The following is a 25,110-nucleotide window of genomic DNA, read 5'->3' on the forward strand; positions in this document are numbered from 1 at the left end:
TCAGTTGAACGGGTTGCCCGGCGTCTGCCGCTGGATCACGTTGCCGCATTCGACAAGCGCATCAATCGAAGCCCGCGATCCGGCCAGCGAATAGTTCTGCACATCCGAACCGGCGGCCGTGCGCAGATACAGCCGGTTGCCTCTGGCGACCTCGACAATGAAATCGACCCCCGCCTTGTCATCCGGAAGAAAGAACAGAACCGAATTCTTGTAAAGCTCGGCATTGGTCAGGTTCCACGGCGCGCGGCGGTCGATCTGAACCTGCAGGTCGGCCCTGTCCCCCTCGCCGAACTGCCAGGCGGTCGAATAGAACTGCAGCTGCACCGACCCATCCGGGAAGGTCCAGATCGAGAAACTTTCGCCGGGCGCCGAGACCTGGGCCACGCAGCCCAGTGACCCGTCATCCCAGCCGACGATTTCGACCTGCCAATGCTTGTGGGAAAACAGGACCTCGGATTGCTGTGCCGAGGCAGCCCCCCCGACAACCGCCAGCGCCGCGGCGGCAGCGAACATGTGCAGTCCCATCTTTCCCGTCCCGTCTGTTTCGTTCCCAGATCGCTTTTCGCCCCTGGTCACGATTCAGGCAAATGAATCTTTTAGTCATCTTCGGGGCAGGTCTCGGGAGAGTTCGGGACAACCCCAGATCAGGGGGGCGGGTCAGGAATTCCATTCCCACGGGTTGCTGAACTGGCCCAGAACGGCTGCTACTGCCGCATCCTCGACCGGGGCGAGGCGATCCAGCCTGGCGACAAGGCCGCGCTTCTTGTCCTCGACGACCACGCCCACGCGGGCGGGGATCCCTGCCTCGGACAGTGCCGCATCGAATACGCGCGCGATCGCCAGCCGCCGCAGATCAGGCTTGAAGACCTTGCCGACAGCTGTCTTGGGCAGTTCGCGCAGCACCTCCAGATACTTGGGCAGGGCTGCGCGTTCGTGGATGTGCTGGCTGGCATAGGCCATCAGATCGTCAACCGTGGCCGAGGCCCCCTTGACCAGTTCGACATAGACGCAGGGCAGTTCGCCCGCGTGGGCATCGGGCTGGCCGACCGCACCGACGAAGGCCACCGCCTCATGCCCCATCAGCGCCTCTTCGATAACCGCCGGGTCGATGTTGTGCCCGCCCCGGATGATCAGATCCTTCGCCCGTCCGGTGATGAACAGATAGCCGTCGGCGTCGATCCGGCCCAGGTCGCCGGTGCGCAGGAAACGGCCTTCGGCGAACAATTCGTGGTTCTTGTCGGCCTCGGTATAGGTCGAGCCCTCGTAGACGCCGGGGTTCGAAATGCAGATCTCGCCCACCTCGTCAACCGCGCATTCGCGAAAGCCGATGGCGCCCTGACTGGTCAGGATGCGGACATGGGTATAGGGAAACGGCAGGCCGACGGACCCGATCTTCTTCACGCCCTCTGGCGGGTTGATCGAGACAAGGCAGGTCGCTTCGGTCAGGCCGTAGCCTTCGACGATCTCGATACCGGTTTCCTTCCTGAAGCGGTTGTAAAGCTCGACCGGCAGGGGCGAGGAACCGGAGAAGGCGTTCTTAAGGCTGGAGATGTCGGCATTGACCGGGCGCTGCATCAGCGCGGCAAGCGCCGTCGGGACGGTGATGAGGTAGGTCACGCGATAGCGTTCGATCAGCTTCCACAGGTTGTCGAACACCCCCTCGCCCCGATAGCCCTGCGGGGTGGGAAAGACCACATGCGCACCGCTGGCGATCATCGACATCAGGATCGGATAGCAGGCGAAGACGTGGAACAGGGGCAGAGGGCACATCACCACGTCGGTCGGCTTGAACAGCAGGCTGGCCCCAAGCCAGCCATTGTAGACCATGCCGGAAACCTTGTGCTGCGCGACCTTGGGCATGCCGGTGGTGCCGCCGGTGTGGAAATAGGCGGCAACGCGGTCATGGTGGCTGTCCCTGAAGGTCAGCCGGTCGGCCGGCATTTTCGCCATCTCGACGGCGAAATCCTTGATGTTGGCAGTATGCTGCGGCGGATTCTTCGGCCGGATCCAGGGCACGATGACCTTCTTCAGCCCGGACAGATAGGGCACCAGGTCCACCTCCAGCACCGTCCGCACGTTCGGCGCGAACTGGACCGCTTCCGAAACCTTCTGGGGCAGGTCGGTCTTGGGGAAGGCCTTCAGCGTGACCACGACCTTGGCATTCGTCTCGCGCAGGATGGCGCTTATCTTTTCCGGTTCAAGCAAGGGGTTGATCGGATTCACGATCCCCGCCACCGCCCCCCCCAACAGGGTGACGGCAGTCTCCGGCGCATTTGGCAGGATGTAGGCGACCACGTCCTTTTCCCCCACACCGAGAGATCGGAACAGGTTCGCAGCCCGAGTGACCTGGCCATGCAGTTCCGACCATGTCAGCGTGACCTTCTTCGTCCCCGGCCCCGAAAGTAGCTGATAGCTGATCGCCGGCCGGTCGCCATGGGCATCCCGTGCGCGGCTCAGGAATTCGTACATGCTGCGCGCCTGGCCGCGGTCTTCCCAGGCGGCCTCGGCCTCAATGGCCTTTACATCCGCGGGCGTTGCGAATCTGGTCATCGGTTCCTCCCCTGTGCTGCCCGCTGTTGATCCGCAGGCTGCAGGGCAGGTTGCGGGAACGGGGCGGGTTTGTGAAGCTGCTTTGTCCCCGCTTCCCGGCCGGGAAACGCAACGTCAGGCCGCGCCGTCGGTGAACTGAAGCCGCGCCAGCCGCGCGTAAAGCCCGCCTTCGGCTACCAGGGCGTCATGCGTGCCCTGGGCCACGATACGGCCGCCCTCGAAGACCACGATCCGGTCTGCCCGCTTGACCGTGGCAAGCCGGTGCGCCACCACCAGCGTCGTCCTGCCTTCGGAAAGTCTTTCGACCGCCGCCTGCACCAGGCGTTCGCTTTCCGCATCCAGGGCGCTGGTCGCCTCGTCCAGAAGCAGGATCGGCGCGTCGCGCAGGATGGCGCGGGCGATGGCCACCCGCTGCTTCTGCCCGCCCGAAAGCATCACGCCGCGTTCGCCCAGCCAGGTGTCATAGCCCTGCGGCAGCGCGGTCAGGAAGTCATGCGCAGCGGCGGCGCGGGCGGCGGCCTCGACCTCGGCATCCGTGGCATCGGGACGGCCGAAGCGGATGTTCTCGCGCGCCGACGCGGCAAAGATCACCGGGTCCTGCGGCACCAGCGCGATGGCCTGGCGGAAATCGGCGCGGGCCAAGTCGGTCAGGGGTATGCCGTCCAGCGTGATCTGGCCCGACTGCGGATCGTAGAACCGCATCAGCAATTGCAGGATCGTGGTCTTGCCAGCCCCGGAAGGCCCGACCAGCGCGACCGTCTCGCCCGGGCGCACATGCAGGCTGACCCCGTTCAGCGCGCTGGCCTCGGGCCGGGCGGGATAGCGGAAAGTCACATCCTGAAAGGCGATCTCGCCGCGCACCGGCCGGGGCAAAGGCACCGGGCGCACCGGATCGCGCACGGTGTCCTCGGCGTTCAGCAATTCGACAAGGCGTTCCGTCGCACCCGCCGCCCGCTGCAATTCGCCCCAGATTTCCGACAGTGCCCCCACGGCACCGGCCACCATCACCGCGTAGATCACGAACTGGATCAGCTCGCCCACGCTCATGGCCCCGGCCCGGACGTCGCGCGCACCGACCCACAGGACACCGACGATTCCCGCAAAGGTCAGGAAGATCACGATCACAGTCATCACCGCGCGTGTCCTGATCCGCGTCTTCGCGCTCACGAAGCTTTTTTCGGTCACATCGGCGAAGGTGGCCCGGGTGGGCCCCTCATGGGTGAAGGCCTGCACCGTCTGCACCGACAGAAGCGCCTCGGAAGCCGCGCCCGAAGAGTTGGCGATCCAGTCCTGGTTTTCGCGCGACAGCCGGCGCAGCCGGCGGCCCAGCACGATGATCGGCACCACGATCGCCGGCACGATCAGCAGGACCAGCCCCGTCAGCTTGGCCGAGGTCAGGAACAGCAGGACCAGCCCGCCGATCAGGATCAGCAGGTTGCGCAAGGCGACCGAGACGGAAGAACCGATGACCGACAGGATCAGCGTGGTGTCGGTGGTGATCCGGCTCAGCACCTCGCCGGTCAGGATGCGTTCGAAGAAGGCGGGCGACATGCCCAGCACCCGATCGAACAGCGCCTTGCGGATGTCGGCCACCACCCGTTCACCCAGCCGCGTGACCAGGTAGTAGCGCAGCCCCGTTCCCAGCGCGAGAAGCGCCGCAATGACCAGCGCGGCGCCGAAATACTGGTCCAGCAGGGCGGCATCGCCGTCGTTGAACCCGTCCACCACCCGGCGCACGGCCAGGGGCAGGATCAGGCTGATCGCCGCCGTCAGGATCAGCGCGACCACGGCCAGCGCCGCCAGCCCGCGATAGGGCCGCAGGAAGGGGGCCAACCCCCGCAACGCGCCCAGCCGCTTCGACTTCGGCCGTTCCTCGACCGCTTGCGAGGTATCAGTCATCCACCCGCCTCTTGCCGTTTCGGCAACGGGTTTAGTCCGCACCGCCGCCGCCTACAAGCATGAGGGGGCTTCAGCCGGCAACCTGAACCTCGGTTCCCCAGGCTTCGCACTTGCGCATGAGGTCCTGCGGCAGGGGCTGGTCGGTGAACAGCGTGGTGATTTCCGACAGGGATGCCAGCCGCGCAGGGGCGGACCGGTCCAGCTTGGAATGATCCGCCACCAGAAACACCTTGCGCGATTGTCGGATGATCGCCTTCGAGACCCTTACCTCGGCCAGGTCGAAATCCAGCAGGTCGCCGTCACGGTCCAGGGCCGACACCCCGATGACGGCATAATCGACCTTGAACTGTTCGAAGAACTGGGTGGTCAGCTCGCCCACCAGCCCGCCATCAGTGCGCCGCAGCGCACCGCCTGCCACAACGATCTCGCAGCCCGGATTGGCGACCAGCGTGTTCGCCACGTTCATGTTGTTGGTGATGACGGTAATGTTGCGATGGCTCAGCAGCTCACGCGCCACCGCCTCGGTCGTGGTGCCGAGGTTCAGGATCAGGCTGCAATTGTCCGGGATCGCCGCCGCGCAGGCCTTGGCAATGGCGGCCTTGGCGCCCTCGTTCATCCGCCGCCGCGCCTCGTAGCCGATGTTCGCCACGCCCGTTCGCAGCACCGCCCCGCCATGCACCCGGTCCAGATGCCCCGCATCGGCCAGGTCGGACAGATCGCGCCGGATGGTCTGCAAGGTCACATCAAAGCGCTGGGCAAGATCCTCGACCATGACGCGCCCCTCGGCCCGGGCGAGTTCCAGGATTTCCGTCTGACGGAAGTTGAGAGCCACGTTCCCTTCCCTTCGTATCCCGCGCTTTTGCTTTCTGCCACGTCCCGGCGCACCTGTCAGCGGCTTTGTTGGGCTGCGACATTTTCGTTTTCTTGCGTTTGCAGAAGAATCTCGCTGCACTTGCAGCATTTTCCACAATAGTTTGCGCGTAGATGTTCGTTTTGGAAAAAAGCGCGCGTAAACGAAAAATTCTGGGTTGACGGAATCGTGACGATCGGCACAGGTTGTGCCCGGGGAGGAACCCACGTGACAGACGTATCGGCAGGGGTCGCAAGCGATCTCTTCATCATCGGGGGCGGAATCAACGGCTGCGGCATCGCGCGCGACGCGACTGGCCGCGGGTTGACGGTGACGTTGGCCGAACAGGGTGATCTGGCCCAGGGCACCTCTTCTGCTTCGACCAAGCTTTTCCACGGGGGCCTGCGCTATCTGGAATATTTCGAGTTCCGCCTGGTGCGCGAGGCGCTGGAGGAACGCGAGACGCTGCTGGTCGCCATGCCGCACATCAGCTGGCCCATGCGCTTCGTCCTGCCCCTGTCGCCGGACATGCGCTTCGACAGCGACACGCCTACATCGCGGCTTCTGGGCTGGGTGATGCCCTGGGCCAGGGGGCGTCGGCCCGACTGGCTGATCCGGCTGGGGCTCTTCCTCTACGACACGATGGGCGGACGGAAGATCCTGCCACCGACCCGCACGCTGGACCTGACGCGGGATCCGGCCGGCAGGCCCCTGAAACCCGGGTTTCGCAAGGCGTTCGAATATTCCGACTGCTGGGTGGAGGATTCGCGCCTTGTTGTGCTGAACGCCCGCGACGCGGCCATGCGTGGGGCGCGGATCCTGACCCGGACCCGCGTGGTCAGCGCGGAACGCCGGGACGATCTGTGGCACGTCACCACCGAAGGCCCGCACGGTCGGCAGGAGCACATGGCGCGCGTCCTGGTCAATGCCGGCGGGCCGTGGGTCGAAGAGGTGATCCGCAATGTTGCCCGGATCAATTCGTCGGAAGGCGTACGGCTGGTGCGCGGCTCGCACATCGTGACGCGCCGGCTTTTCGACCATGACCGCTGCTATTTTTTCCAGGGAACCGACGGGCGGATCATCTTTGCCATCCCCTACGAGCAGGACTTCACCCTGATCGGCACGACCGACAAGGACCATCAGGGCGCGCCCGGGGATGCCCGCTGCACCGACGAAGAGCGCGACTACCTTCTGGCCTTCGCCAGCCAGTACTTCGCCAATCCCGTGACGAAGGAGGATGTGGTCTGGACCTATTCCGGTGTCCGACCGCTGTACAACGACGGGGCCAAATCGGCCACCGCGGCCACGCGCGACTATGTGCTCAGCCTCGACCGCAACGGCGCGCCCCTTCTGAACGTGTTCGGCGGCAAGATCACCACATACCGCCGTCTGGCCGAATCTGCCCTGGCGAAGCTTGCACCCTTCTTCCCGAAGGCGACTTCCGCCTGGACCGCCCGCATGGCGCTTCCGGGCGGCGATTTTCCGCATGACGGGGTGGCCGCACTGACCGCAAAGCTGAAGGGGCGGTATCCGTTCCTGACCGATTACTGGGCAGGCCGGATGATCCGTGCCTACGGGACCGAAGCCTTCACCATCCTGGGCAACGCGGGCAGCGCCGAGGCGCTGGGCCGGGATTTCGGCGCCACCCTGACCGAAGCCGAGGTTCGATGGCTGATGGCGCAGGAATGGGCGGTGACCGCCGCCGACGTCGTCTGGCGCCGCTCGAAGCTGGGGCTGCGGATGACGGCCGAACAGATCGAAGAACTCGACCGTTTCATGGCCGGACAGGTCGGGGCGGACGCGGGCCGGGCAGTCAGCCCGGCGGCGGAATAGGGGACTGGAATGACGCTTGAACTGAAAGGGGTCTCACGGTCGGTGGCGGGCAGGGTGCATATCCACCCGACCGATCTGACCCTGCAGAACGGCACGATGAACGTGCTGCTTGGTCCGACCCTGTCCGGCAAGACCAGCCTGATGCGGCTGATGGCCGGGCTCGACCAGCCGACCACGGGACGTGTCCACTGGGAAGGCCGCGACGTGACCGGCGTGCGCGTGCAAGACCGCAAGGTGGCGATGGTTTACCAGCAGTTCATCAACTATCCGGCGATGACGGTCTACGACAACATAGCCTCGCCCCTGCGGCTGATGGGCCGGCCCAAGGACCAGATCGACCGCGCGGTGCGCGAAACGGCGGAAATGCTGCGCCTGACCCCCATGCTGACCCGCAAGCCGCTGGAACTGTCCGGGGGCCAGCAACAACGCTGCGCCCTGGCGCGGGCGCTGGTCAAGGGCGCGGGTCTGGTGCTGCTGGATGAACCACTGGCGAACCTGGACTACAAGCTGCGCGAGGAACTGCGGGTCGAGATCCCGCGCATCTTCGAGGCCTCGGGCGCGATCTTCGTCTATGCCACGACCGAGCCGGAAGAAGCGCTGCTCCTTGGCGGCAACACCGCCACCCTTTGGGAAGGCCGGGTCACACAGTTCGGGCCGACGCCGCAGGTCTACAGGCTGCCGGGCGATTCCACCACGGCGCGCGTCTTCAGCGACCCACCCATGAACTTCGTCTCCTGCCGGAAGGAAGCCTCCCGCCTGACCTTTGGCGAGACTGCCCATGCCCCGGCCACAGGTGCCGCGCGTGACCTTGCCGACGGCAGCTATCTGGCCGGCTTCCGGGCGAACCATGTCACGCTGAACCGCCATTCCGGCGACGCGGTGGAATTCCGCTGCACGATCGGCGCAACCGAGATCACCGGGTCCGAAACCTTCCTGCATCTGGACCATGGCGCGGACCGCTGGGTCGGGCTTGTGCACGGAGTGCATCCGATGGACGCAGGCACCCGGGCCTCGGTCTATGTCGATCCGGCGCATGTCTATCTGTTCGACCAAACGGGCCGCCTTGCGGCGCCAGCCCCTTACGCGATGGCGGTGTGACATGTCCCGGATCACGCTTTCGAACCTTGCGCACAGTTACCTGCCGAACCCGGCCAGCGAGGCCGATTTCGCGCTGAAGGAAATGGACCATGTCTGGGAGGACGGCGGGGCCTATGCGCTCCTGGGCGCCTCGGGCTGTGGCAAGACCACACTTCTGAACATCATTTCGGGCCTGCTGCGCCCCAGTCAGGGCCGGGTGCTGTTCGGCGACCGCGACGTGACCGACGCGCCGACGACCGAACGCAACATCGCCCAGGTGTTCCAGTTCCCGGTCGTCTACGACACGATGACCGTGCGCGACAACCTTGCCTTCCCCCTGCGCAACCGGGGGATGGACGCGGCCTACATCGCCCGTCGGGTGGACCAGATCGCCCGCATGATCGGGATGGAGGACATGCTGACCCGCAAGGCGCGCGGGCTGACTGCGGATGCCAAGCAGAAGATCAGTCTCGGCCGCGGCATGGTGCGCGAGGACGTGAACGCGATCCTCTTCGACGAGCCGCTGACCGTCATCGACCCGCACATGAAATGGGAACTGCGCACCCAGCTGAAGTCGCTGCACCGCGAATTCGGCCATACGATGATCTACGTCACCCATGACCAGACCGAGGCGCTGACCTTCGCCGACAAGGTCGTGGTGATGCACGACGGCCGCGTGGTGCAGATGGGCACCCCCGAGGATCTGTTCGAGACCCCGGCGCATACCTTCGTGGGCTATTTCATCGGCTCGCCGGGGATGAACCTGCTGGACGCTGAGATTTCCGGATCCGAGGCGAGCGTGCAAGGCGCGAAGATCGCCCTTGGTGCGACCTATGGTCCAATGACGGGCCGTACCCAGATCGGCATTCGCCCGGACTATGTGACCATCTCTGACGAGGGGCTGCCGGTAAAGGTGAAACGTGTCGAGGACGTGGGTCGCCACCGGATCGTCCGGGCCGAGTTCCAGGGCCAGCCGCTGAACGCGATCCTGCCCGAAGGCATGAGCGTGCCAGCCGAGGCGCGCGCCGGCTTCCCGCCGGCAAAGATAAACGTCTACGCGAACGACTGGCGCGTTGCGCCGGCGGGGGGCTGAGCCATGGAAAAGACCCAGAACAACAAGGCCTGGCTCCTCGTCCTGCCGGTGCTGGTGCTGGTCGCGTTCTCGGCCGTGCTGCCGCTGATGACGGTGGTCAACTATGCCTTCAACGACACGTTCGGAAACAACCAGTTCTTCTGGACCGGCATCGAATGGTTCGATGACATGATCCATTCCGAACGCCTGCGCGCGGCGCTGGGCCGGCAGGTGATGTTCTCGCTCATCATCCTGGCGATCGAGGTGCCCCTTGGCATCTTCATCGCCCTGAACATGCCGAAGAAGGGCTTCTGGGCCAGCCTCTGCCTCGTCCTGATGGCCCTGCCGCTTCTGATCCCGTTCAACGTGGTCGGCACGATCTGGCAGATCTTCGGCCGGGTGGACATCGGCCTTCTCGGGCGGGCGCTGCAAGGCATGGGCATCGACTACAACTACACCAATGACCCGCTGGATGCCTGGATCACCGTCATCGTGATGGATGTCTGGCACTGGACCTCGCTGGTGGCGCTTCTGGCCTATGCCGGGCTGCAGTCGATTCCGCAGGCCTATTATCAGGCCGCCAGGATCGACCAGGCCACCCGCTGGTCCGTGTTCCGCTACATCGAGCTGCCGAAGATGAAGGGCGTCCTGCTCATCGCCATCCTGTTGCGCTTCATGGACAGTTTCATGATCTACACCGAGCCCTTCGTCGTCACCGGTGGCGGTCCGGGCAACTCGACCACCTTCCTGTCGATCGACTTGGCGAAGATGGCCACAGGCCAGTTCGACCTGGGCCCCGCCGCCGCCTTCTCGATCATGTACTTCCTGGTCATCCTGCTGATCTCGTGGGTTTTCTACACCGTGATGACCAACCTCGACCGCGAGGAGGCCCGCTGATGCGCATCCGGTCCAATGCCATCGTGATGACGATCTACCTGTTGTTCCTATTGGTGCCGATCTACTGGCTGGTGAACATGAGCCTGAAGACGAACACCGAGATCACCTCGTCCTTCACGCTCTGGCCGCAGAACCTGACCTTCCGCAACTACATGGTCATCCTGACCGACCCCAGCTGGTACATGGGCTATGTCAACAGCCTGATCTATGTCGTGCTGAACACGGTCATCTCGATCACCGTCGCGCTGCCTGCGGCCTACGCCTTCAGCCGCTACAGCTTCATGGGCGACAAGCACCTGTTCTTCTGGCTGCTGACAAACCGCATGGCGCCGCCGGCCGTCTTCGCGCTGCCCTTCTTCCAGCTCTATTCGGCGATGAACCTGATCGACACCCATATCGCCGTGGCCCTGGCGCACTGCCTGTTCAACGTGCCGCTGGCCGTCTGGATCCTGGAAGGCTTCATGCGCGGCGTCCCGAAGGAAATCGACGAGACCGCCTACATCGACGGCTACAGCTTCCCGACCTTCTTCGTGAAGATCTTCATGCCGCTCATCGCCAGCGGGATCGGCGTCGCCGCCTTCTTCTGCTTCATGTTCTCGTGGGTGGAACTGCTGCTTTCCCGCACGTTGACCACGACCTTCGCCAAGCCGATCGCCGCCACCATGACCCGCACGGTCTCTGCCTCTGGCATGGATTGGGGGGTGCTCGCAGCCGCCGGCGTCCTGACCATCGTGCCAGGCGCCTTGGTGATCTACTTCGTCCGCAACTACATCGCCAAGGGCTTCGCCCTGGGGAGGGTGTGACCATGACCGCATCCCGCTGGACTGTGATCTACCTTGTCATCGCGGCGATCATGCTGGCCATCCTTGCTGTGCTCTATGCCGCCGTGCCAGTGAAGGACGGGGCGAAGGAATGGACCGGCCAGCTGATCCCCGGCTTCTGGATGGCCTGGACCTTTCCGGTCGCCCTCTTCTTCTGGTGCATCGCGGCGCTGCTGATCGTGATGACGCTGCTTGCCATCCGCTTTCCGGAAACCCCGCGTGTCGGCATCCTGCGGATCGAGACAACGCGCGGCGACCGGCTGTTCATCACGCTTCTGGGTTCGGCCTTCATCCATCTTGGCTGGCTCTACGTTGCGGGCCCCGACGCACTGTGGGGCGCGCTCATCCTCTGCCTCGCCTATGCCGCAGCGGTTTTCCGCTGGGTCTAGTGGGGAAAGCAAGACCCTCGGGCGGAGGAGACAGAATCGCCCGGGGCCACAACCGAAACGTCTCAACATTCTGGGAGGAATCACGATGAGACTTCGCACAACCGCAACGGCCATGGCGCTTGCGCTCATGGCCATGCAGGCCCCCGCCTGGGCCGACATGGAGGCGGCGAAAGCCTTCCTCGATGCCGAGATCGGCGATCTGTCCAGCCTTTCCCGCGCCGAACAGGAAGCGGAGATGCAGTGGTTCATCGACGCCGCCAAGCCCTATGCGGGCATGGAGATCAAGGTGGTCTCGGAGACCATCACCACCCACGAATACGAATCCAAGGTGCTGGCCCCGGCCTTCACCGCGATCACCGGGATCAAGGTCACCCATGACCTGATCGGCGAAGGCGACGTGGTGGAAAAACTGCAGACGCAGATGCAGTCGGGCGAGAACATCTATGACGCCTACATCAACGACAGCGACCTGATCGGCACCCACTGGCGCTATCAGCAGGCCTACAACCTGACCGACTGGATGGCGAACGAGGGCAAGGCCGTCACCAACCCCAACCTCGACATCAACGACTTCATCGGCATCAAGTTCACCACCGGGCCGGACGGCAAGATCTACCAGCTGCCCGACCAGCAGTTCGCAAACCTCTACTGGTTCCGCTACGACTGGTTCACCGACCCCAAGACCATGGAGGACTTCAAGGCCAAGTATGGCTATGACCTTGGCGTGCCGCTGAACTGGTCGGCCTATGAGGACATCGCCGAATTCTTCACCGGCCGCGACATGTCCTACATCGGCGGTCCGGCGACCGGCGTCTATGGCAACATGGACTACGGCAAGAAGGATCCCAGCCTCGGCTGGCGCTACACCGATGCCTGGATGTCGATGGCCGGCATGGGCGACATCGGCGAGCCGAACGGCCTGCCGGTCGATGAATGGGGCATCCGCGTGGACGAGAATTCGCGTCCCGTCGGCTCCTGCGTGGCCCGCGGCGGCGCGACCAACGACGCGGCGGCGGTCTATGCCGTGACCAAGGCGATCGAGTGGCTGCAGAAGTACTCGCCGCCGGAAGCGCAAGGCATGACCTTCGGCGAGGCCGGTCCGGTTCCGGCGCAGGGCTCGATCGCGCAGCAGATGTTCTGGTACACCGCCTTCACCGCCGACATGGTCAAGCCCGGCCTGCCGGTGATGAACGAGGACGGCACGCCCAAGTGGCGCATGGCCCCCTCGCCGCATGGCGTGTACTGGAAGGAAGGCATGAAGGTCGGCTATCAGGACGCCGGGTCCTGGACCCTGCTCAAGTCCACCCCGGTGGACCGCGCCCAGGCGGCCTGGCTTTACGCCCAGTTCGTCACCTCGAAGACCGTGGACGTGAAGAAGTCCCATGTCGGCCTGACCTTCATCCGCGAATCGACCATCCAGCACCAGAGCTTCACCGACCGCGCACCACAGCTTGGCGGTCTGATCGAGTTCTACCGCTCTCCCGACCGGGTGCGCTGGTCGCCGACCGGGACGAACGTGCCGGACTATCCGAAGCTGGCCCAGCTGTGGTGGCAGAACATCGGCGACGCCATGTCGGGGGCCAAGACCCCGCAAGAGGCGCTGGATGCGCTCTGCGCCGAGCAGGAGAAGGTGCTGGAACGTCTGGAACGCTCTGGCGTGCAGGGCGACATCGGCCCGAAGCTGAACGAGCCGCAGGATCCGCAGGTCTGGCTTGATGCTCCCGGCGCCCCGGTCGCGAAGCTCGAGAACGAGGACGAAGAGCCCAAGACCATCAGCTATGACGAGCTGATCAAGTCCTGGCAGTAAGCCTTCCGGGGCGGGCGGTGCCGCATGGCGCCGCCCGCGCCAAGTTTCTTGCAAGAAATTTGGCAGGAATTTTCGAAAATTCTTGCCCAGGGCGCTGGCGCCGGGCATCGGAGAGCCGTTAAGGTTTTCTCGCTGCTTACGGGCAAGCGCTTGAAATCTCTGACCCGATCTGTCTGTCCCGCGTGGACGCTGCTTTCCGCAGGCTCGCCCCATGACCCATATCCTTGCCATCGATCAGGGCACCACCTCTTCCCGCGCGATCCTCTTCGATGCATCGCTGCGGCCGGTCGCGACCGCGCAGGAGGAATTCGCCCAGCACTACCCCAGCCCCGGCTGGGTGGAACATGCCCCGGCCGATCTCTGGTCCACCGTCGCGGCAACTGCACGGGCCGCGATCGAGAAGGCGGGGATCAAGGCCACCGACATTGCCGCCATCGGCATCACCAACCAGCGCGAGACGACCCTGATCTGGGATCGCGCCACCGGCCAGCCGATCCACCCCGCCATCGTCTGGCAGGACCGCCGAACCGCCGAGACCTGCGCCGATCTCAAGGCCGCCGGGCACGAGGCCATGATCACCGAACGCACGGGCTTGCTGCTTGACCCCTATTTCTCGGGCACCAAGGTCAAGTGGCTGCTTGACAATGTCGAAGACGCCCGCCCCCGGGCCGAGCGGGGCGAGCTTGCCTTCGGCACGGTGGACAGCTGGCTGATCTGGAACCTGACCGGCGGCAAGGTGCATGCTACCGACGCCACAAACGCCTCGCGGACCATGCTTTACAACATCGCCGAAGGCCGCTGGGACGCAGACATCTGCCGGCTTCTGGGAGTGCCCATGGCCCTCCTGCCCGAGGTGAAGGACTGCGCCGCCTATTTCGGCACCACCCGGCCCGATCTTTTCGGCCGCGAGATCCCGATCCTTGGCGTTGCGGGCGACCAGCAGGCGGCAACCGTGGGCCAGGCCTGCTTCAGCCCCGGCATGATGAAGTCAACCTACGGCACCGGCTGCTTTGCCCTGCTGAACACAGGGCGGGACAGGGTGCCCTCGAAAAACCGACTGCTGACCACCATCGCTTACCAGCTGAAGGGCAAGCCGACCTACGCGCTCGAAGGCTCGATCTTCATCGCCGGCGCCGTGGTCCAGTGGCTGCGCGACGGGCTGAAGATCATCCGAGAGGCGAAAGAGACCCAGCCCCTTGCCGAAGCCGCCGAAGAGGCGCAGGGCGTGATCCTTGTCCCCGCCTTCACCGGGCTTGGCGCGCCCTACTGGCGGCCCGACTGCCGGGGCGCTGTCTTCGGGCTGACACGCAACTCCGGCCCCGCAGAATTCGCGCGCGCAGCGCTGGAAAGCGTGGGCTACCAGACCCGCGACCTGCTGGAAGCGATGCGCGCCGACTGGGGCACCGAAGCGCAGGGCGTCCTGCGGGTTGATGGCGGGATGACCGCCAGCGACTGGACCATGCAGTTCCTGGCCGACATCCTGGGCGCCCCGGTGGACCGGCCGAAGGTGACCGAGACGACAGCCCTAGGCGCGGCCTACCTTGCCGCAATGCAGGCGGGCGTGGCAGGCGGGCCGGAGGAGTTCGCAAAATCCTGGGCGCTCGACCGCCGGTTCGAACCCGCGATGGACGCCGCCACCCGCGACGCTAAATACGCCCGCTGGCGCAAGGCCATCGCCGCCACGATGTCGGTATGACCCCCTTCGGCATCACAGCGCCCGGTCGCATCCTCTTTGGCCGGGGCGAGGCAGCGAAGGCCCCGAACCTGATCCGCGCCCTAGGCGCGCGCGTTCTGGTGATCCATGGCGCAAACCCTGCCCGGGCGGCCTGGCTGGTGACGGCCCTGGGGCCGGATACGCTGGCCCTGCCTTGTGCGGGCGAACCCACGCTGGCCGACCTTCAGACCGCCCTTGCCACCGCGCGCGCGCACCGGCCGGATTGTGTGGTCGCGCTGGGGGGCGGGGCGGCGCTGGACCTCGGCAAGGCGCTGGCGGCGCTGATCCCCGCCCCCGACGGGCCGATGGAGCATCTTGAGGTTGTGGGCAAGGGCCTGCCGCTGACCGCCAACCCCTTGCCCTACGTCGCGCTGCCTACCACGGCTGGAACCGGAGCCGAGGTAACGAAGAACGCGGTCATCGGCTTGCCTGATCTGGGCCGCAAGGTCAGCCTCCGCGACGACCGGATGGTGGCGCGGCTGGCCATCGTCGATCCGGCGCTGACGGACGGTTGCCCGCGGACGGTGACTCTGGCCTCGGGCCTCGACGCCGTGACGCAGGTTATCGAGCCCTATGTCTCGCTCAAGGCCACACCCTACACCGATGCGTTGGCGCGGCCCGCCATCGCCACCGGGATGCAGGCGCTGATGCGCCTGATGCGGGGCGAAGAGGCCGAGGCGCGGGATCGCATGGCTTGGGTCAGCTTGTGCGGCGGGCTGGCGCTGGCCAATGCAGGGCTGGGCGCGGTGCACGGGCTGGCGGGCGTGATCGGCGGGATGACCGGCGCAGCCCATGGCGTGATCTGCGGCGCGCTGCTTGGCCCGGTCCTGGCCGCGAACCGGGCAGCGGCAACGGGCGCGGCCCGGGCGCGGCTGGACGAGGTCTGTTCCATCATTGCCACGCAACTTGGCTGCTCGGTCGAGGCCGCGCCCCTTGCGCTTCAGTCCTGGGCGCGGGGAGCCGGCTTGCCCGGCCTTGCCGAGCTGGGCCTCGCCGCAAGCGACCATGCCCGGGTTGCCGAGGCGGCCTGCTCGGCCTCGTCGATGAAGGGAAACCCAGTCCCGCTGTCGCCAGAGGCACTGTGCATGGTGCTGGCGACCGCCTGACGGCGATGTGCCGCACGAGGGGGCACCTCCTCGCGGAAACTTGATCGGGATCAAGGCATGCCTGACCGGGCCCCGCCAGTTTCGGCACAGGCATCAATCGCAGAAGGGTTCCGCAATGCGCCTGATGATGATCCTGTTTTCCATGATTGGCGTGGCGATGGCCGGGTCAGGGGTCATACTGGTCCTGTCCCTTGGCTACGTCACGCTATGGCCAATCGTCGGGGCAGCGGCGGCGGGGGCGATCCTCGCCTTGCCGGTCAGCTGGTTCGTCGCCCGGCTGATCCAGACCTGAGCCGGCCCTAGGCAAGGCGTAGCAGCGGCCAAAAGGTGCATTCCCCACTCCGTCAGGAACGGAGAGAGGGGGCAGCGGCCCGTCTCATTCTGCCCTGCTGCCCGCATCACGCGAGCTGGCGGGCGCCTGCTACGCTATGCAGGCGGTTCGGCGCAGTTCTAGGTGTCCAGGAAGACCCTGACGGTTTCCTCGAATTCACGCGGCTTCTCGGCGTGCAGCCAGTGCCCTGCGCCGGGGATCCTTGCAAAACGCGCCTTTGGGAACAGGGCCCGGATCGTCTCGCGGTGCTCGGGGCGGACATAGGGGCTTTCCGCCCCGGTCAGGAACAGCACGGGTCCGTCGAAGCGCCCCTGTGTGCCGGGCCAGCCGACGATCTTCGGCATCTCGGCTTCCAGAACTTCCAGGTTCAGCTTCCAGCGCGGCGGGTGCTGGCGCAGATCCAGCGATTGCAGGAAGAAGGCCCGCAGCGCCGGATCCCCCACCCCCGCCGCGGCAAGTGCGGCATCGGCCTCGGCGCGCGAGGTGATGCGTGTCAGATCCAGAGAGGCCATGGCGCGGGCATGGCGCGTCTGGTCATGTTCGTAGGCCACCGGGGCGATATCGGCGACGATCAGCCGCCGGATCAGCCCCGGCTGCGTCAGCGCCAGCTGCATTGCCGCTTTCCCCCCCATCGAATGCCCCAGCAGATCGACAGGTGCGCCAATGGCCCTTATGACTTCTGCCAGGTCGGCTGCCATCTCGGGATAGCCATGCACCGGAAAGCGCGGGCTGTCGCCGTGGTTGCGCATGTCCACTGCCACGACATCCCGGCGGTCGGCCAGCCGGCGCGCGATCACCCCCCAGTTCCGCCCCGAACCGTACAGGCCATGGGCAATCACCAGGGTCGGGGCAAGGGACGCAGCGGCCGGATGGCGGATCGTGGCAAGCATGGCGACTGTCTAGCCCTGTTGGTGCGGCGTGACCAGACCGGTTGAATAGCGCCTGCCTTGGCCTTAGCTTCACAACCGAACCAGGAGGGTCAGGCATGAGCGCGGTTGCGATCCAGCAGATGGCCGATCGGGTGGCGCAGCTTCTTGAAGAGCGCCTGGCCGTGAGCGGGCGCGATCTGGCGGCGAAACTGCGCCGCGGCGGGCGGCTGCTGCCCAGGCGAGTGCGCGAGGGGGCCGAACTTCTGGCTGTTTCGGCCGAACGGGCGCAGAACCCAAAGCTTCTGGGCCAGATCGACATGGGCGCGGTAGCTGAAGCCTATGACGCTTGCGTGCGCCACCTGACCGCCATCGACCCCGCCAGTCGCCGGAAGGAAACGATTGCCGGCATGGTGGGCTTTGTCGGCTACGGCATCCTGTTCCTGATCGTCGCGGTCATCGCCGTGCTGGTCTGGCGCGGATTTCTGTAGCCCCGCCGCTGAGGGTGGCAGAGCGGGCCCACCGGCGCATCCTGCGGCAAGGCAAGACCCTGTTGCCACAGCCATTCGACGCAAAAAAACTTCTGGCCGCCCCTCGCCAAGTCTGGTCCGATCCGGCACAAAGCCGGCATGGACACCGCAGACTGCGCCCGACTGATCCGTAACGGCGACCGCCGGGCGCTTGCCCGTGCGATCACGCTGGTCGAAAGCGCCCGCCCCGACCACAGGGCACAGGCGCTGGCGCTGCTGGGCGCGCTGCGCGAACCGAGGCGCGAGGCGCTGCGCATCGGGCTGTCCGGCACGCCGGGCGTCGGCAAGTCCACCTTCATCGAAACCTTCGGCCTGATGCTGACCGGGCAGGGCCTCAAGGTCGCCGTGCTGGCGGTCGATCCCTCCTCGGCGCGCTCCGGCGGCTCGATCCTCGGCGACAAGACGCGAATGGAACGGCTCTCGCGCGACCCGCGCGCCTTCATCCGCCCCTCGCCCAGCCAAAGCCAACTCGGCGGCGTCGCACGCCGCACGCGCGAGGCGGTGGCCTTGTGCGAGGCCGCGGGCTTCGACGTGGTGCTGATCGAGACGGTGGGCGTCGGCCAGTCGGAAACCGTGGTGGCGGAACTCTCCGACCTCTTCCTCCTCCTCCTCGCCCCGGCGGGCGGGGACGAGTTGCAGGGCGTGAAACGCGGGATCATGGAGATGGCCGACCTGATCCTGGTGAACAAGGCCGACGGCGACCTGAAACCCGCCGCGCTGCGCACCGTAGCGGACTATGCCGGGGCGCTGCAACTCCTGCGCCGCCGCCCGCAGGATCCACCGGGCTTCCCCAAGGCGCTGCCGGTCTCGGCTCTGGCCGACGACGGGCTGGACGCCGCCTGGGAGGCGATGCAGACGCTGGTGGCCTGGCGCAAGGAACACGGCCACTGGGACCGCACCCGCGCCGCCCAGGCCCGCCACTGGTTCGAGGAAGAGGTGCGCCAGGGCCTTCTGGCCGCGCTTTCGCGCGAGCCGCAAAAGGGTCTGATGGCCAGCCTCGGCGATCGGGTGGCCGAGGGCGCGCTTACCCCCGAGGTCGCGGCGGCAGAGATGCTTCGGCTGCTTGGGCGCTAAGCTCAGGACCGGCCGGATCGCGCGCCTTCCCGCTTGACCTTGGCGCGCGTTCCCCGTAAACGCCCCCAATCGCATTCGAGGGCCGGGGATTCCCCGCCTTCCCCCGCTTTTGACGAATCGAAGGAACACCGCAATGTCGCGCGTCTGCGAACTCACCGGCAAGGGACCGATGACGGGCAACACCGTCTCCCACGCCAACAACAAGTCCCGCCGCCGGTTCCTGCCGAACCTGAACGAGGTTACGCTGATCTCGGACGTGCTGGGGCAGTCGTTCAAGCTGCGTGTTTCGGCAGCCGGCCTGCGCTCGGTCGATCACCGGGGCGGTCTTGACGCTTATCTGGCCAAGGCCAGGGACGAGGATCTTTCGCCCGCCGCGCTGAAGATCAAGAAAGAGATCGCCAAGGCCCAGGCTGGCGCCTGAGCCATCGCAATCACGTAATAGGGCCCCGTCTTCCGGTCGAAGGCGGGGCCCTTTCGCATGGGCGGCTTCGCGCCCTCCGGAGACCAAAGGCGCACTTCCCGGTTGACTGTGCGGGAATCACGGCCGCCCCTTCCCGTCATGTCGCCTTGATAAGGAAGCAAGCAGCGTCCTTGTCCCGTCGGTGATCTTTGGTACACACCTGACCCGTGCCCAGAGGTGCAACCCGAACCATGCCGGCATCTGCGTTCCGGAAGCCCCTGACGCCGATTGCGCCGAAGGATCGGGAACGGCCCGATCCATGTCACGGACCCGATCCATGCGATCGGCACCGATATCCATGAACTGGGCACTCACGGCGATCGGCTTGCCTGCAAGCCGAAGAAGTGGCGCGCGCGGTCTTCCCGCCTGCCAGCGGGTTCAGCGGCCGCAATAGGCCTCGGCTGTCTGGCCGAAGGTCTTGTAACGCTCCCAGAAGGCATCGTCCGCCTTGGTCTGCGACACCCAAGTCGCATGGGCAAGATCGGGATCGCGGAAGAACTTCGCCGCCCGCCGTTGATCGGCACCCGACAATGTCATGTCCGCCGCCTGCTGGATGCAGCTGCAAAGGGCCCTGTTGCCGCCGCGGTCTGATGCCATGCAGGCCCGCTGGATCGGACCGGCCCATACGGCGGCGGACATCATCGAGACGCTGGTCGCCACCGCGACTGCAAGGATATGGATCTTCATATGCTCTGCCTCTGTTGCCGAGCCGAAAGACGGGCAAGCCCCCCTCCGCTCCGGTCGTTTTCCTATGGAAACTATGACCGCACCAAGACTTTTTTTCAACCTTGCCATGGGCTTGGCGAAAACCGGCCGATCGGCGCAATTCCTCGCGGACCCGAGCGGCCCCTGCCACAACATCCGGTGCCCCGGGGGCCGGAAGCATCCTGGCCCACACGAAAACGTGAGACACTCTGCCGCATCGGTCGGCATTTCCCCTTCCTGCCGGCACCTCAGCCGGCGCGCCCGCTGGGACGACAAGCCGAAACCGCATGAGGAGCCCCCCCTTTCGCGGCACCTCGGCTCAGGCTATACGCGCCCCATGATCGAGCTCGACCGCATCCGCAACTTCTCCATCGTGGCGCATATCGACCACGGCAAATCCACGCTGGCCGACCGCCTGATCCAGATGACGGGCACGGTGGCCGAACGCGACATGAAGGCCCAGCTGCTGGACTCGATGGACATCGAGCGCGAACGCGGCATCACGATCAAGGCCAACACCGTCCGCATCGAATACCCGGCCAAGGACGGCAAGACCTATATCCTGAACCTGATCGACACCCCCGGCCATGTGGATTTTGCCTACGAGGTCTCCCGCTCCATGCGCGCAGTCGAGGGATCGCTGCTGGTCGTGGACGCCTCCCAGGGCGTCGAGGCACAGACGCTGGCCAACGTCTATCAGGCGCTGGACGCGGGGCACGAGATCGTCCCCGTCCTGAACAAGATCGACCTGCCGGCGGCCGAACCCGAGCGGGTCAAACAGAACATCGAGGACGTGATCGGCCTCGACGCCAGTGACGCGATCCCGATCTCGGCCAAGACCGGTCTCGGCATCCCCGACGTGCTGGAAGCCATCGTCCACCGCCTGCCGCCGCCGAAGGGTGATGCCAACGCGCCCCTCAAGGCCATGCTGGTGGACAGCTGGTATGACGCCTACCTCGGCGTCGTCGTGATGATCCGCGTGGTGGACGGCGTGATCCGCAAGGGCGACCGCATCAAGATGATGCAGACCGGCGCGGTCTATGGCATCGACAAGCTGGCCGTGCTGAAACCACAGATGGTGGACATCGAGGAGCTTGGCCCCGGCGAAATCGGCGTCTTCACCGCCTCGATCAAGCAGGTCCGCGACACGCGCGTGGGCGACACGATCACGCACGAGAAGCGGCCCTGCGACGCGCCGCTTCCCGGCTTCAAACCCTCGGTCCCGGTCGTCTTCTGCGGTCTCTTTCCGGTGGACGCCAACGACTTCGAGGCGCTGCGCGACGCCATCGAGAAGCTGGCGCTGAACGACGCCTCCTTCACCTACGAGATGGAGACTTCGGCCGCCCTGGGCTTCGGCTTCCGCATGGGCTTCCTCGGCCTTCTCCACCTCGAGGTCGTCCGCGACCGGCTGGAACGCGAATACGACCTTGACCTCATCACCACCGCGCCTTCGGTGGTCTTCAAGCTGCACATGAAGGACGGCGAGGTCCGCGACCTCCACAACCCCGCCGACATGCCCGACCTGACCTACGTGGACCATATCGAGGAGCCGCGGATCAAGGCCACGATCATGGTGCCAGACGAATATCTGGGCGACATCCTGAAGCTTTGTCAGGACCGCCGCGGCATCCAGCTGAACCTGACCTATGCGGGCAACCGGGCGATGGTGGAATACGACCTGCCGCTCGCCGAAGTGGTCTTCGACTTCTACGACCGGCTGAAATCGGTAACCAAGGGCTACGCGAGCTTCGACTACCAGATCAGCGGCTACCGCGAGGACAATCTGGTGAAGATGTCGATCCTGGTGAACGACGAACCCGTGGATGCGCTGGCGATGATGGTCCACCGCGACCGGGCCGAAGCCCGCGGCCGGTCGATGGTCGAGAAGCTGAAGGACCTGATCCCGCGCCATATGTTCAAAATCCCGATCCAGGCGGCCATCGGCGGACGGGTGATCGCGCGCGAGACCATTTCAGCGATGCGCAAGGACGTGACGGCGAAGTGCTATGGCGGTGATGCGACCCGGAAGAAGAAGCTTCTGGAGAAGCAGAAGGCCGGCAAGAAGAAGATGCGCCAGTTCGGGAAGGTGGAGATCCCGCAGGAGGCGTTCATCTCGGCTTTGAAGATGGATGGGTGAGGCGCGGCCCCGGCTTCCGCCGGGGAGAAAACGCTCCAGTGGAGCGTTTCTGCGCCGAACGCCCGCGAACGCTTTCGCGGGCGGACCTCTTCAGGCTCCCAACCAGATTGAACGCTTGCTTTGCTTTCCATGGCCTGAAAACTTTTCCAAGCGTTTGGTGAAAATCCGCGCCAAGAACTCTGATTTCATCGCACATTCCCGCCTGAGCCTCCTTCGCCTCTACGCTGATCGCCTACCCGACGTTTTTCCCACGTCCTGGCCGGCGCCGTTCATGGTCTCGCGGGCGGTCTGGCCCAGATCGTAGGGTGCGATGTAGCGCACCCTACGACGTTCCTCCCCGACCGCGCCGCATCCGCCCCCCTCCGCTCATATTCCCGTAGATCGGGTTTAAGACCGCCAACCCCTCACCGCACCCAAGGCCGCAACGCCTCCGGCAGCGCCAGCCGATCCGCCTCGCCCCCCTTCCCCTCCTCCCCCTCGAACCCCGGCTTCGGCCCCTCATGGGCCCCCCGATTCTGATAGTGTGATATCGTCTCCGCCCCCCCCGGATCACCCCCGCCAGCCGGGCGTGCATGTAGCTGCGCAGGACATCATTGATCCGCGGCCCATAGTCCGGCCCCATCGACCGGAAGAACTTCAGCACATCCGCCTCCAGCCGCAGCGTCACCTTCTCCTTCCCGCTTGTCGGCCGCTTCTGCGCGATCTCGTGCCACTCCGCCGGGATGCGGCCCGTCATCTCGATGGAGTTGTGCAGGTCCCATTTCGGGTGCCGCATCACGTCCATCATGTAGGTCATCTGGGCGGCCTGGCGCGGGGTCAGTTTCCGAAGGTCGGGCATGGGCGGTCTCCTGTGCGGCCGCCATCCTGCGACGAAAAGGTTAACGCCCGCGAAAGCCAGCTACCTGCCAGACAGATGCCAGACGGAAGCTGGCAGGGGGGGCGAGCCGTTCGTTAACGCCCAAGGGCGTTCAGTTCCCGTTCAGGATCTCTTCCAGCGCGCGGCGTGCCTCGTCTTCCAGGGCTTCCTGCGCGCGGCGGATGGCGGCGTCTGCGGCCGATTCGCCCGGGGCGATCTCGACGCCCAGCTCCTGTTTCAGGCGGGCTTCCAGTTCGGCACGGGCGCGTTCTTCCGCGGCCTTTGCTGCCGCCCTGGCACGTTCCTCTGCCGCCTTTGCCTCGGCCTCCATCCGCTCGCGCGCGATGCTTTCCAGATCAAGCCGATAGCTCGGGTCGGACCAGGGCCCGGTGATCAAGAGGGGCACCATCACTCCGCCCGTCCCGTCCTCGGCTGCCAAGGCCGTGGGCCGGATGCGATAATCCAGCTCACGCGCGCCCAGCCCGATCTTGCCCGCGCCCGATGCGGTAAGGTAGGGCGCCACCAGCTTCAGGTCGCTGTTCGACAGGACACCGCCCTCGATGGTGAAGGTGCCGGCCAGAGCATCGAAGATCGTCCGCTGGCCTTCGCCCACATACCCCGCGTCCAGCGTCCGCAGCATCCCCGCAATATCAAGGCCCCGGAGTTCACCCTTGCCCAGTTCCAGCGCCCCCTCGCCCTTGAGCCCTGCCATGATCTCGGCGACAGAGTTGCCGACGCCCAGGAATTGCAGCTGCACATCCCCGGTCGCGATCAGCCGGTCCCACCCGGCAAGATCGGACAGAAGCGGCTGGATCTGCATCCCGGCAAGCGAGAGCCGGCCGCCGACCGACAATCCGCCGCGCCCGTTCACCACGAAATCGCCGGTCACCTGACCGCCGTACGCTACCATCTGCCGGATCTCGAACACGGCGCGGGACCGATCCACGGTGACGCGGCCGCGGGTCTCGCCCAGATTCAGGGCACCCAGATCCAGAGATGGTGCCGAAAACGCGACATCGGCATCCAGCAGGCCAAGGGCGCTGACATCGATCCTGTCCTCGGGCCAACCCGGCGTCTGCGCCCCCTCCGGCGCTGCGTCCCTGACGGCGCCGATCATGATCGGCCCGGCAGTCAGCGTGCCCGAGAGCTTTGGCCGTGCCTCGCCAGGCCGCAGGTCAAGGTCACCGGTGATACGGTTCCGGTCTGCCACGATCTCGGCCTCGCGCAGGAAGGCCGCGCCGGTGCCGTCCAGCGTCAGCTGGCCCGTGACCGTCAGCCGGTCCTGTCCCAGCCCCGGCCCGGGGCGCGACAGGTCGCTGCCGATCAGCTGCCCCAGGGCAGGAAGGTCTGCCAGGTTCGCCGTCAGCGCTCCATCTGCGGCCAGTGGGGCAAGACCGGCACGCCCCTCGAAACCGATCCTGGTGCTTCCTGCGGTCAGGCCCAGCGTGACCGGCACCACCCGCCCTGCGGCGAAGGCCGAGAAGACCCCGCCCTTCAGGTCCAGCCCCACCGCCTGACCGCCCGACAGTGCGCTGAGGGTCAATGTGAAGGGGCCGGCATAATCGGGGACGTTCAGCACCGCATCGACATCATCCAGTGCCACCAACCGGCCCGACTGCCGGTCGGCAAACCGCAGGCTGCCGTTGCGAACCGTGCCACGATCCAGGGTGAAGCCCGTCGCCGGGGCAGGCACCGCGCCGGCCCCGGCAGCCTCGCCGCCACCGAAGACCCAGTTCTCACGCCCGTCAGGCGCGCGCTCCAGGTTGATCTCGGGCCGCTCGGCCACCAGTCCGGTGATCCGAACCTCCCCCCCCAGCAGCGCCGAAAGGTTCACCTCGACCGCCAGGCTTTCAGCACGGAAAAGCGGCGCCGCGCCTTCGGCCCAGTCGGCATTGGCAATGCTGACCGGGCCGGTCGTCACCCCCAGCACCGGCCAGAGGCGCGGGCGGATCTCGCCCTCCAGCACCAGCTTGCGGCCCGTCATGCCCTCGAATTGCGCCGACAGCGCGGCGGCGACCCGTTCCGAAGGCACCATGGCCATGAGACCCAGCGCCAGCAGGACCAGAACCGCCAGCCCGGCTCCTATGCGGATGATCCAGCGCATGCCCGCCTCCTGGATTTTATGGTTTTGCTTCA

22 protein-coding genes are annotated in these 25,110 nt (G+C 65.9%); 14 read left to right on the forward strand and 8 right to left on the reverse strand.

The genetic code is table 11. The features are described 5' to 3' along the window. The 4 genes from EYB42_RS07495 to EYB42_RS07510 form a co-directional block, all read right to left on the reverse strand. Window positions 1-525, reverse strand: a complete 525-nt coding sequence (locus tag EYB42_RS07495; RefSeq protein ID WP_135449255.1) for a DUF1176 domain-containing protein — start codon at window positions 523-525, stop codon at window positions 1-3. 132 nt (window positions 526-657) lie between these two features. Continuing rightward, a complete protein-coding gene (locus EYB42_RS07500) occupies window positions 658-2,550 on the reverse strand; it encodes an acyl-CoA synthetase (protein ID WP_135449256.1) in 1,893 nt (630 codons plus the stop codon). 114 nt (window positions 2,551-2,664) lie between these two features. Further along, the gene (locus EYB42_RS07505) at window positions 2,665-4,449 is read right to left on the reverse strand and encodes an ABC transporter transmembrane domain-containing protein (RefSeq protein ID WP_167850958.1); all 1,785 of its coding nucleotides are present in this window, start codon (window positions 4,447-4,449) and stop codon (window positions 2,665-2,667) included. A gap of 70 nt (window positions 4,450-4,519) precedes the next feature. Continuing rightward, window positions 4,520-5,281 (reverse strand): DeoR/GlpR family DNA-binding transcription regulator, encoded by a 762-nt coding sequence (locus tag EYB42_RS07510; protein WP_135449258.1) that lies wholly within the window; start codon window positions 5,279-5,281, stop codon window positions 4,520-4,522. Window positions 5,282-5,527: 246 nt separating this feature from the next. On the opposite strand from EYB42_RS07510, the gene glpD reads away from it, so the two are divergent. The 10 genes from glpD (at window position 5,528) to EYB42_RS17330 (ending at window position 16,307) form a co-directional block, all read left to right on the forward strand. Then, complete coding sequence (glpD, locus tag EYB42_RS07515) at window positions 5,528-7,132, forward strand: glycerol-3-phosphate dehydrogenase (RefSeq protein WP_135449260.1); 1,605 nt, start codon at window positions 5,528-5,530, stop codon at window positions 7,130-7,132. Between the two features lie 9 nt (window positions 7,133-7,141). Continuing rightward, on the forward strand, window positions 7,142-8,230 hold the full coding sequence (locus tag EYB42_RS07520) for an ABC transporter ATP-binding protein (RefSeq protein ID WP_135449262.1): 1,089 nt from the start codon (window positions 7,142-7,144) through the stop codon (window positions 8,228-8,230). Window position 8,231: 1 nt separating this feature from the next. Beyond that, window positions 8,232-9,302 carry an ABC transporter ATP-binding protein gene (locus tag EYB42_RS07525; RefSeq protein ID WP_135449264.1) on the forward strand — a complete coding sequence of 357 codons (1,071 nt, stop codon included), beginning with the start codon at window positions 8,232-8,234 and terminating at the stop codon, window positions 9,300-9,302. Window positions 9,303-9,305: 3 nt separating this feature from the next. Further along, on the forward strand, window positions 9,306-10,178 hold the full coding sequence (locus EYB42_RS07530; protein ID WP_135449267.1) for a carbohydrate ABC transporter permease: 873 nt from the start codon (window positions 9,306-9,308) through the stop codon (window positions 10,176-10,178). Continuing rightward, the gene (locus tag EYB42_RS07535) at window positions 10,178-10,981 is read left to right on the forward strand and encodes a carbohydrate ABC transporter permease (protein ID WP_135449269.1); all 804 of its coding nucleotides are present in this window, start codon (window positions 10,178-10,180) and stop codon (window positions 10,979-10,981) included. Before EYB42_RS07530 ends, EYB42_RS07535 begins: the two co-directional genes overlap by 1 nt. A gap of 2 nt (window positions 10,982-10,983) precedes the next feature. Then, window positions 10,984-11,388 (forward strand): DUF2160 domain-containing protein, encoded by a 405-nt coding sequence (locus EYB42_RS07540; RefSeq protein WP_205909966.1) that lies wholly within the window; start codon window positions 10,984-10,986, stop codon window positions 11,386-11,388. Window positions 11,389-11,473: 85 nt separating this feature from the next. After that, window positions 11,474-13,195 (forward strand): ABC transporter substrate-binding protein, encoded by a 1,722-nt coding sequence (locus EYB42_RS07545; RefSeq protein WP_135449271.1) that lies wholly within the window; start codon window positions 11,474-11,476, stop codon window positions 13,193-13,195. A gap of 211 nt (window positions 13,196-13,406) precedes the next feature. Continuing rightward, the gene (gene glpK / locus EYB42_RS07550; protein ID WP_135449273.1) at window positions 13,407-14,891 is read left to right on the forward strand and encodes a glycerol kinase GlpK; all 1,485 of its coding nucleotides are present in this window, start codon (window positions 13,407-13,409) and stop codon (window positions 14,889-14,891) included. Then, a complete protein-coding gene (locus tag EYB42_RS07555) occupies window positions 14,888-16,015 on the forward strand; it encodes an iron-containing alcohol dehydrogenase (protein WP_135449275.1) in 1,128 nt (375 codons plus the stop codon). Before glpK ends, EYB42_RS07555 begins: the two co-directional genes overlap by 4 nt. Before the next feature lie 115 nt (window positions 16,016-16,130). Beyond that, window positions 16,131-16,307 carry a hypothetical protein gene (locus EYB42_RS17330; protein ID WP_167850959.1) on the forward strand — a complete coding sequence of 59 codons (177 nt, stop codon included), beginning with the start codon at window positions 16,131-16,133 and terminating at the stop codon, window positions 16,305-16,307. 158 nt (window positions 16,308-16,465) lie between these two features. Here the strand turns inward: EYB42_RS17330 and EYB42_RS07560 are convergent, their stop codons facing one another. Then, window positions 16,466-17,236, reverse strand: coding sequence for an alpha/beta fold hydrolase (locus EYB42_RS07560; protein ID WP_135449277.1), 771 nt, complete (start codon window positions 17,234-17,236; stop codon window positions 16,466-16,468). Window positions 17,237-17,331: 95 nt separating this feature from the next. On the opposite strand from EYB42_RS07560, the gene EYB42_RS07565 reads away from it, so the two are divergent. From EYB42_RS07565 to rpmB, 3 genes are all read left to right on the forward strand, one after another. Further along, window positions 17,332-17,703, forward strand: coding sequence for a hypothetical protein (locus tag EYB42_RS07565; protein WP_135449279.1), 372 nt, complete (start codon window positions 17,332-17,334; stop codon window positions 17,701-17,703). A 138-nt stretch (window positions 17,704-17,841) separates the two neighbouring features. After that, window positions 17,842-18,816, forward strand: a complete 975-nt coding sequence (gene meaB, locus EYB42_RS07570; protein WP_135449281.1) for a methylmalonyl Co-A mutase-associated GTPase MeaB — start codon at window positions 17,842-17,844, stop codon at window positions 18,814-18,816. A gap of 133 nt (window positions 18,817-18,949) precedes the next feature. Continuing rightward, window positions 18,950-19,237, forward strand: a complete 288-nt coding sequence (rpmB, locus tag EYB42_RS07575) for a 50S ribosomal protein L28 (protein ID WP_135449282.1) — start codon at window positions 18,950-18,952, stop codon at window positions 19,235-19,237. Between the two features lie 417 nt (window positions 19,238-19,654). Here the strand turns inward: rpmB and EYB42_RS07580 are convergent, their stop codons facing one another. Further along, entirely contained in the window at window positions 19,655-19,963 is a 309-nt protein-coding gene (locus EYB42_RS07580; protein WP_135449284.1) for a hypothetical protein, read from the reverse strand. A gap of 355 nt (window positions 19,964-20,318) precedes the next feature. Here EYB42_RS07580 and lepA point away from each other — a divergent pair, with 355 nt between their 5' ends. Beyond that, window positions 20,319-22,118, forward strand: a complete 1,800-nt coding sequence (gene lepA / locus EYB42_RS07585) for a translation elongation factor 4 (RefSeq protein ID WP_135449286.1) — start codon at window positions 20,319-20,321, stop codon at window positions 22,116-22,118. Between the two features lie 322 nt (window positions 22,119-22,440). Here the strand turns inward: lepA and EYB42_RS17815 are convergent, their stop codons facing one another. Together EYB42_RS17815 and EYB42_RS07595 are read right to left on the reverse strand one after the other, a co-directional pair. Then, window positions 22,441-22,956 carry a BrnA antitoxin family protein gene (locus EYB42_RS17815; RefSeq protein ID WP_135449288.1) on the reverse strand — a complete coding sequence of 172 codons (516 nt, stop codon included), beginning with the start codon at window positions 22,954-22,956 and terminating at the stop codon, window positions 22,441-22,443. Window positions 22,957-23,086: 130 nt separating this feature from the next. Next, entirely contained in the window at window positions 23,087-25,078 is a 1,992-nt protein-coding gene (locus EYB42_RS07595; protein WP_135449290.1) for an AsmA family protein, read from the reverse strand. Window positions 25,079-25,110 lie beyond the last annotated feature (32 nt).

This window comes from Tabrizicola caldifontis (assembly GCF_004762095.1).
Taxonomy (GTDB): Bacteria; Pseudomonadota; Alphaproteobacteria; order Rhodobacterales; family Rhodobacteraceae; genus Tabrizicola; species Tabrizicola caldifontis.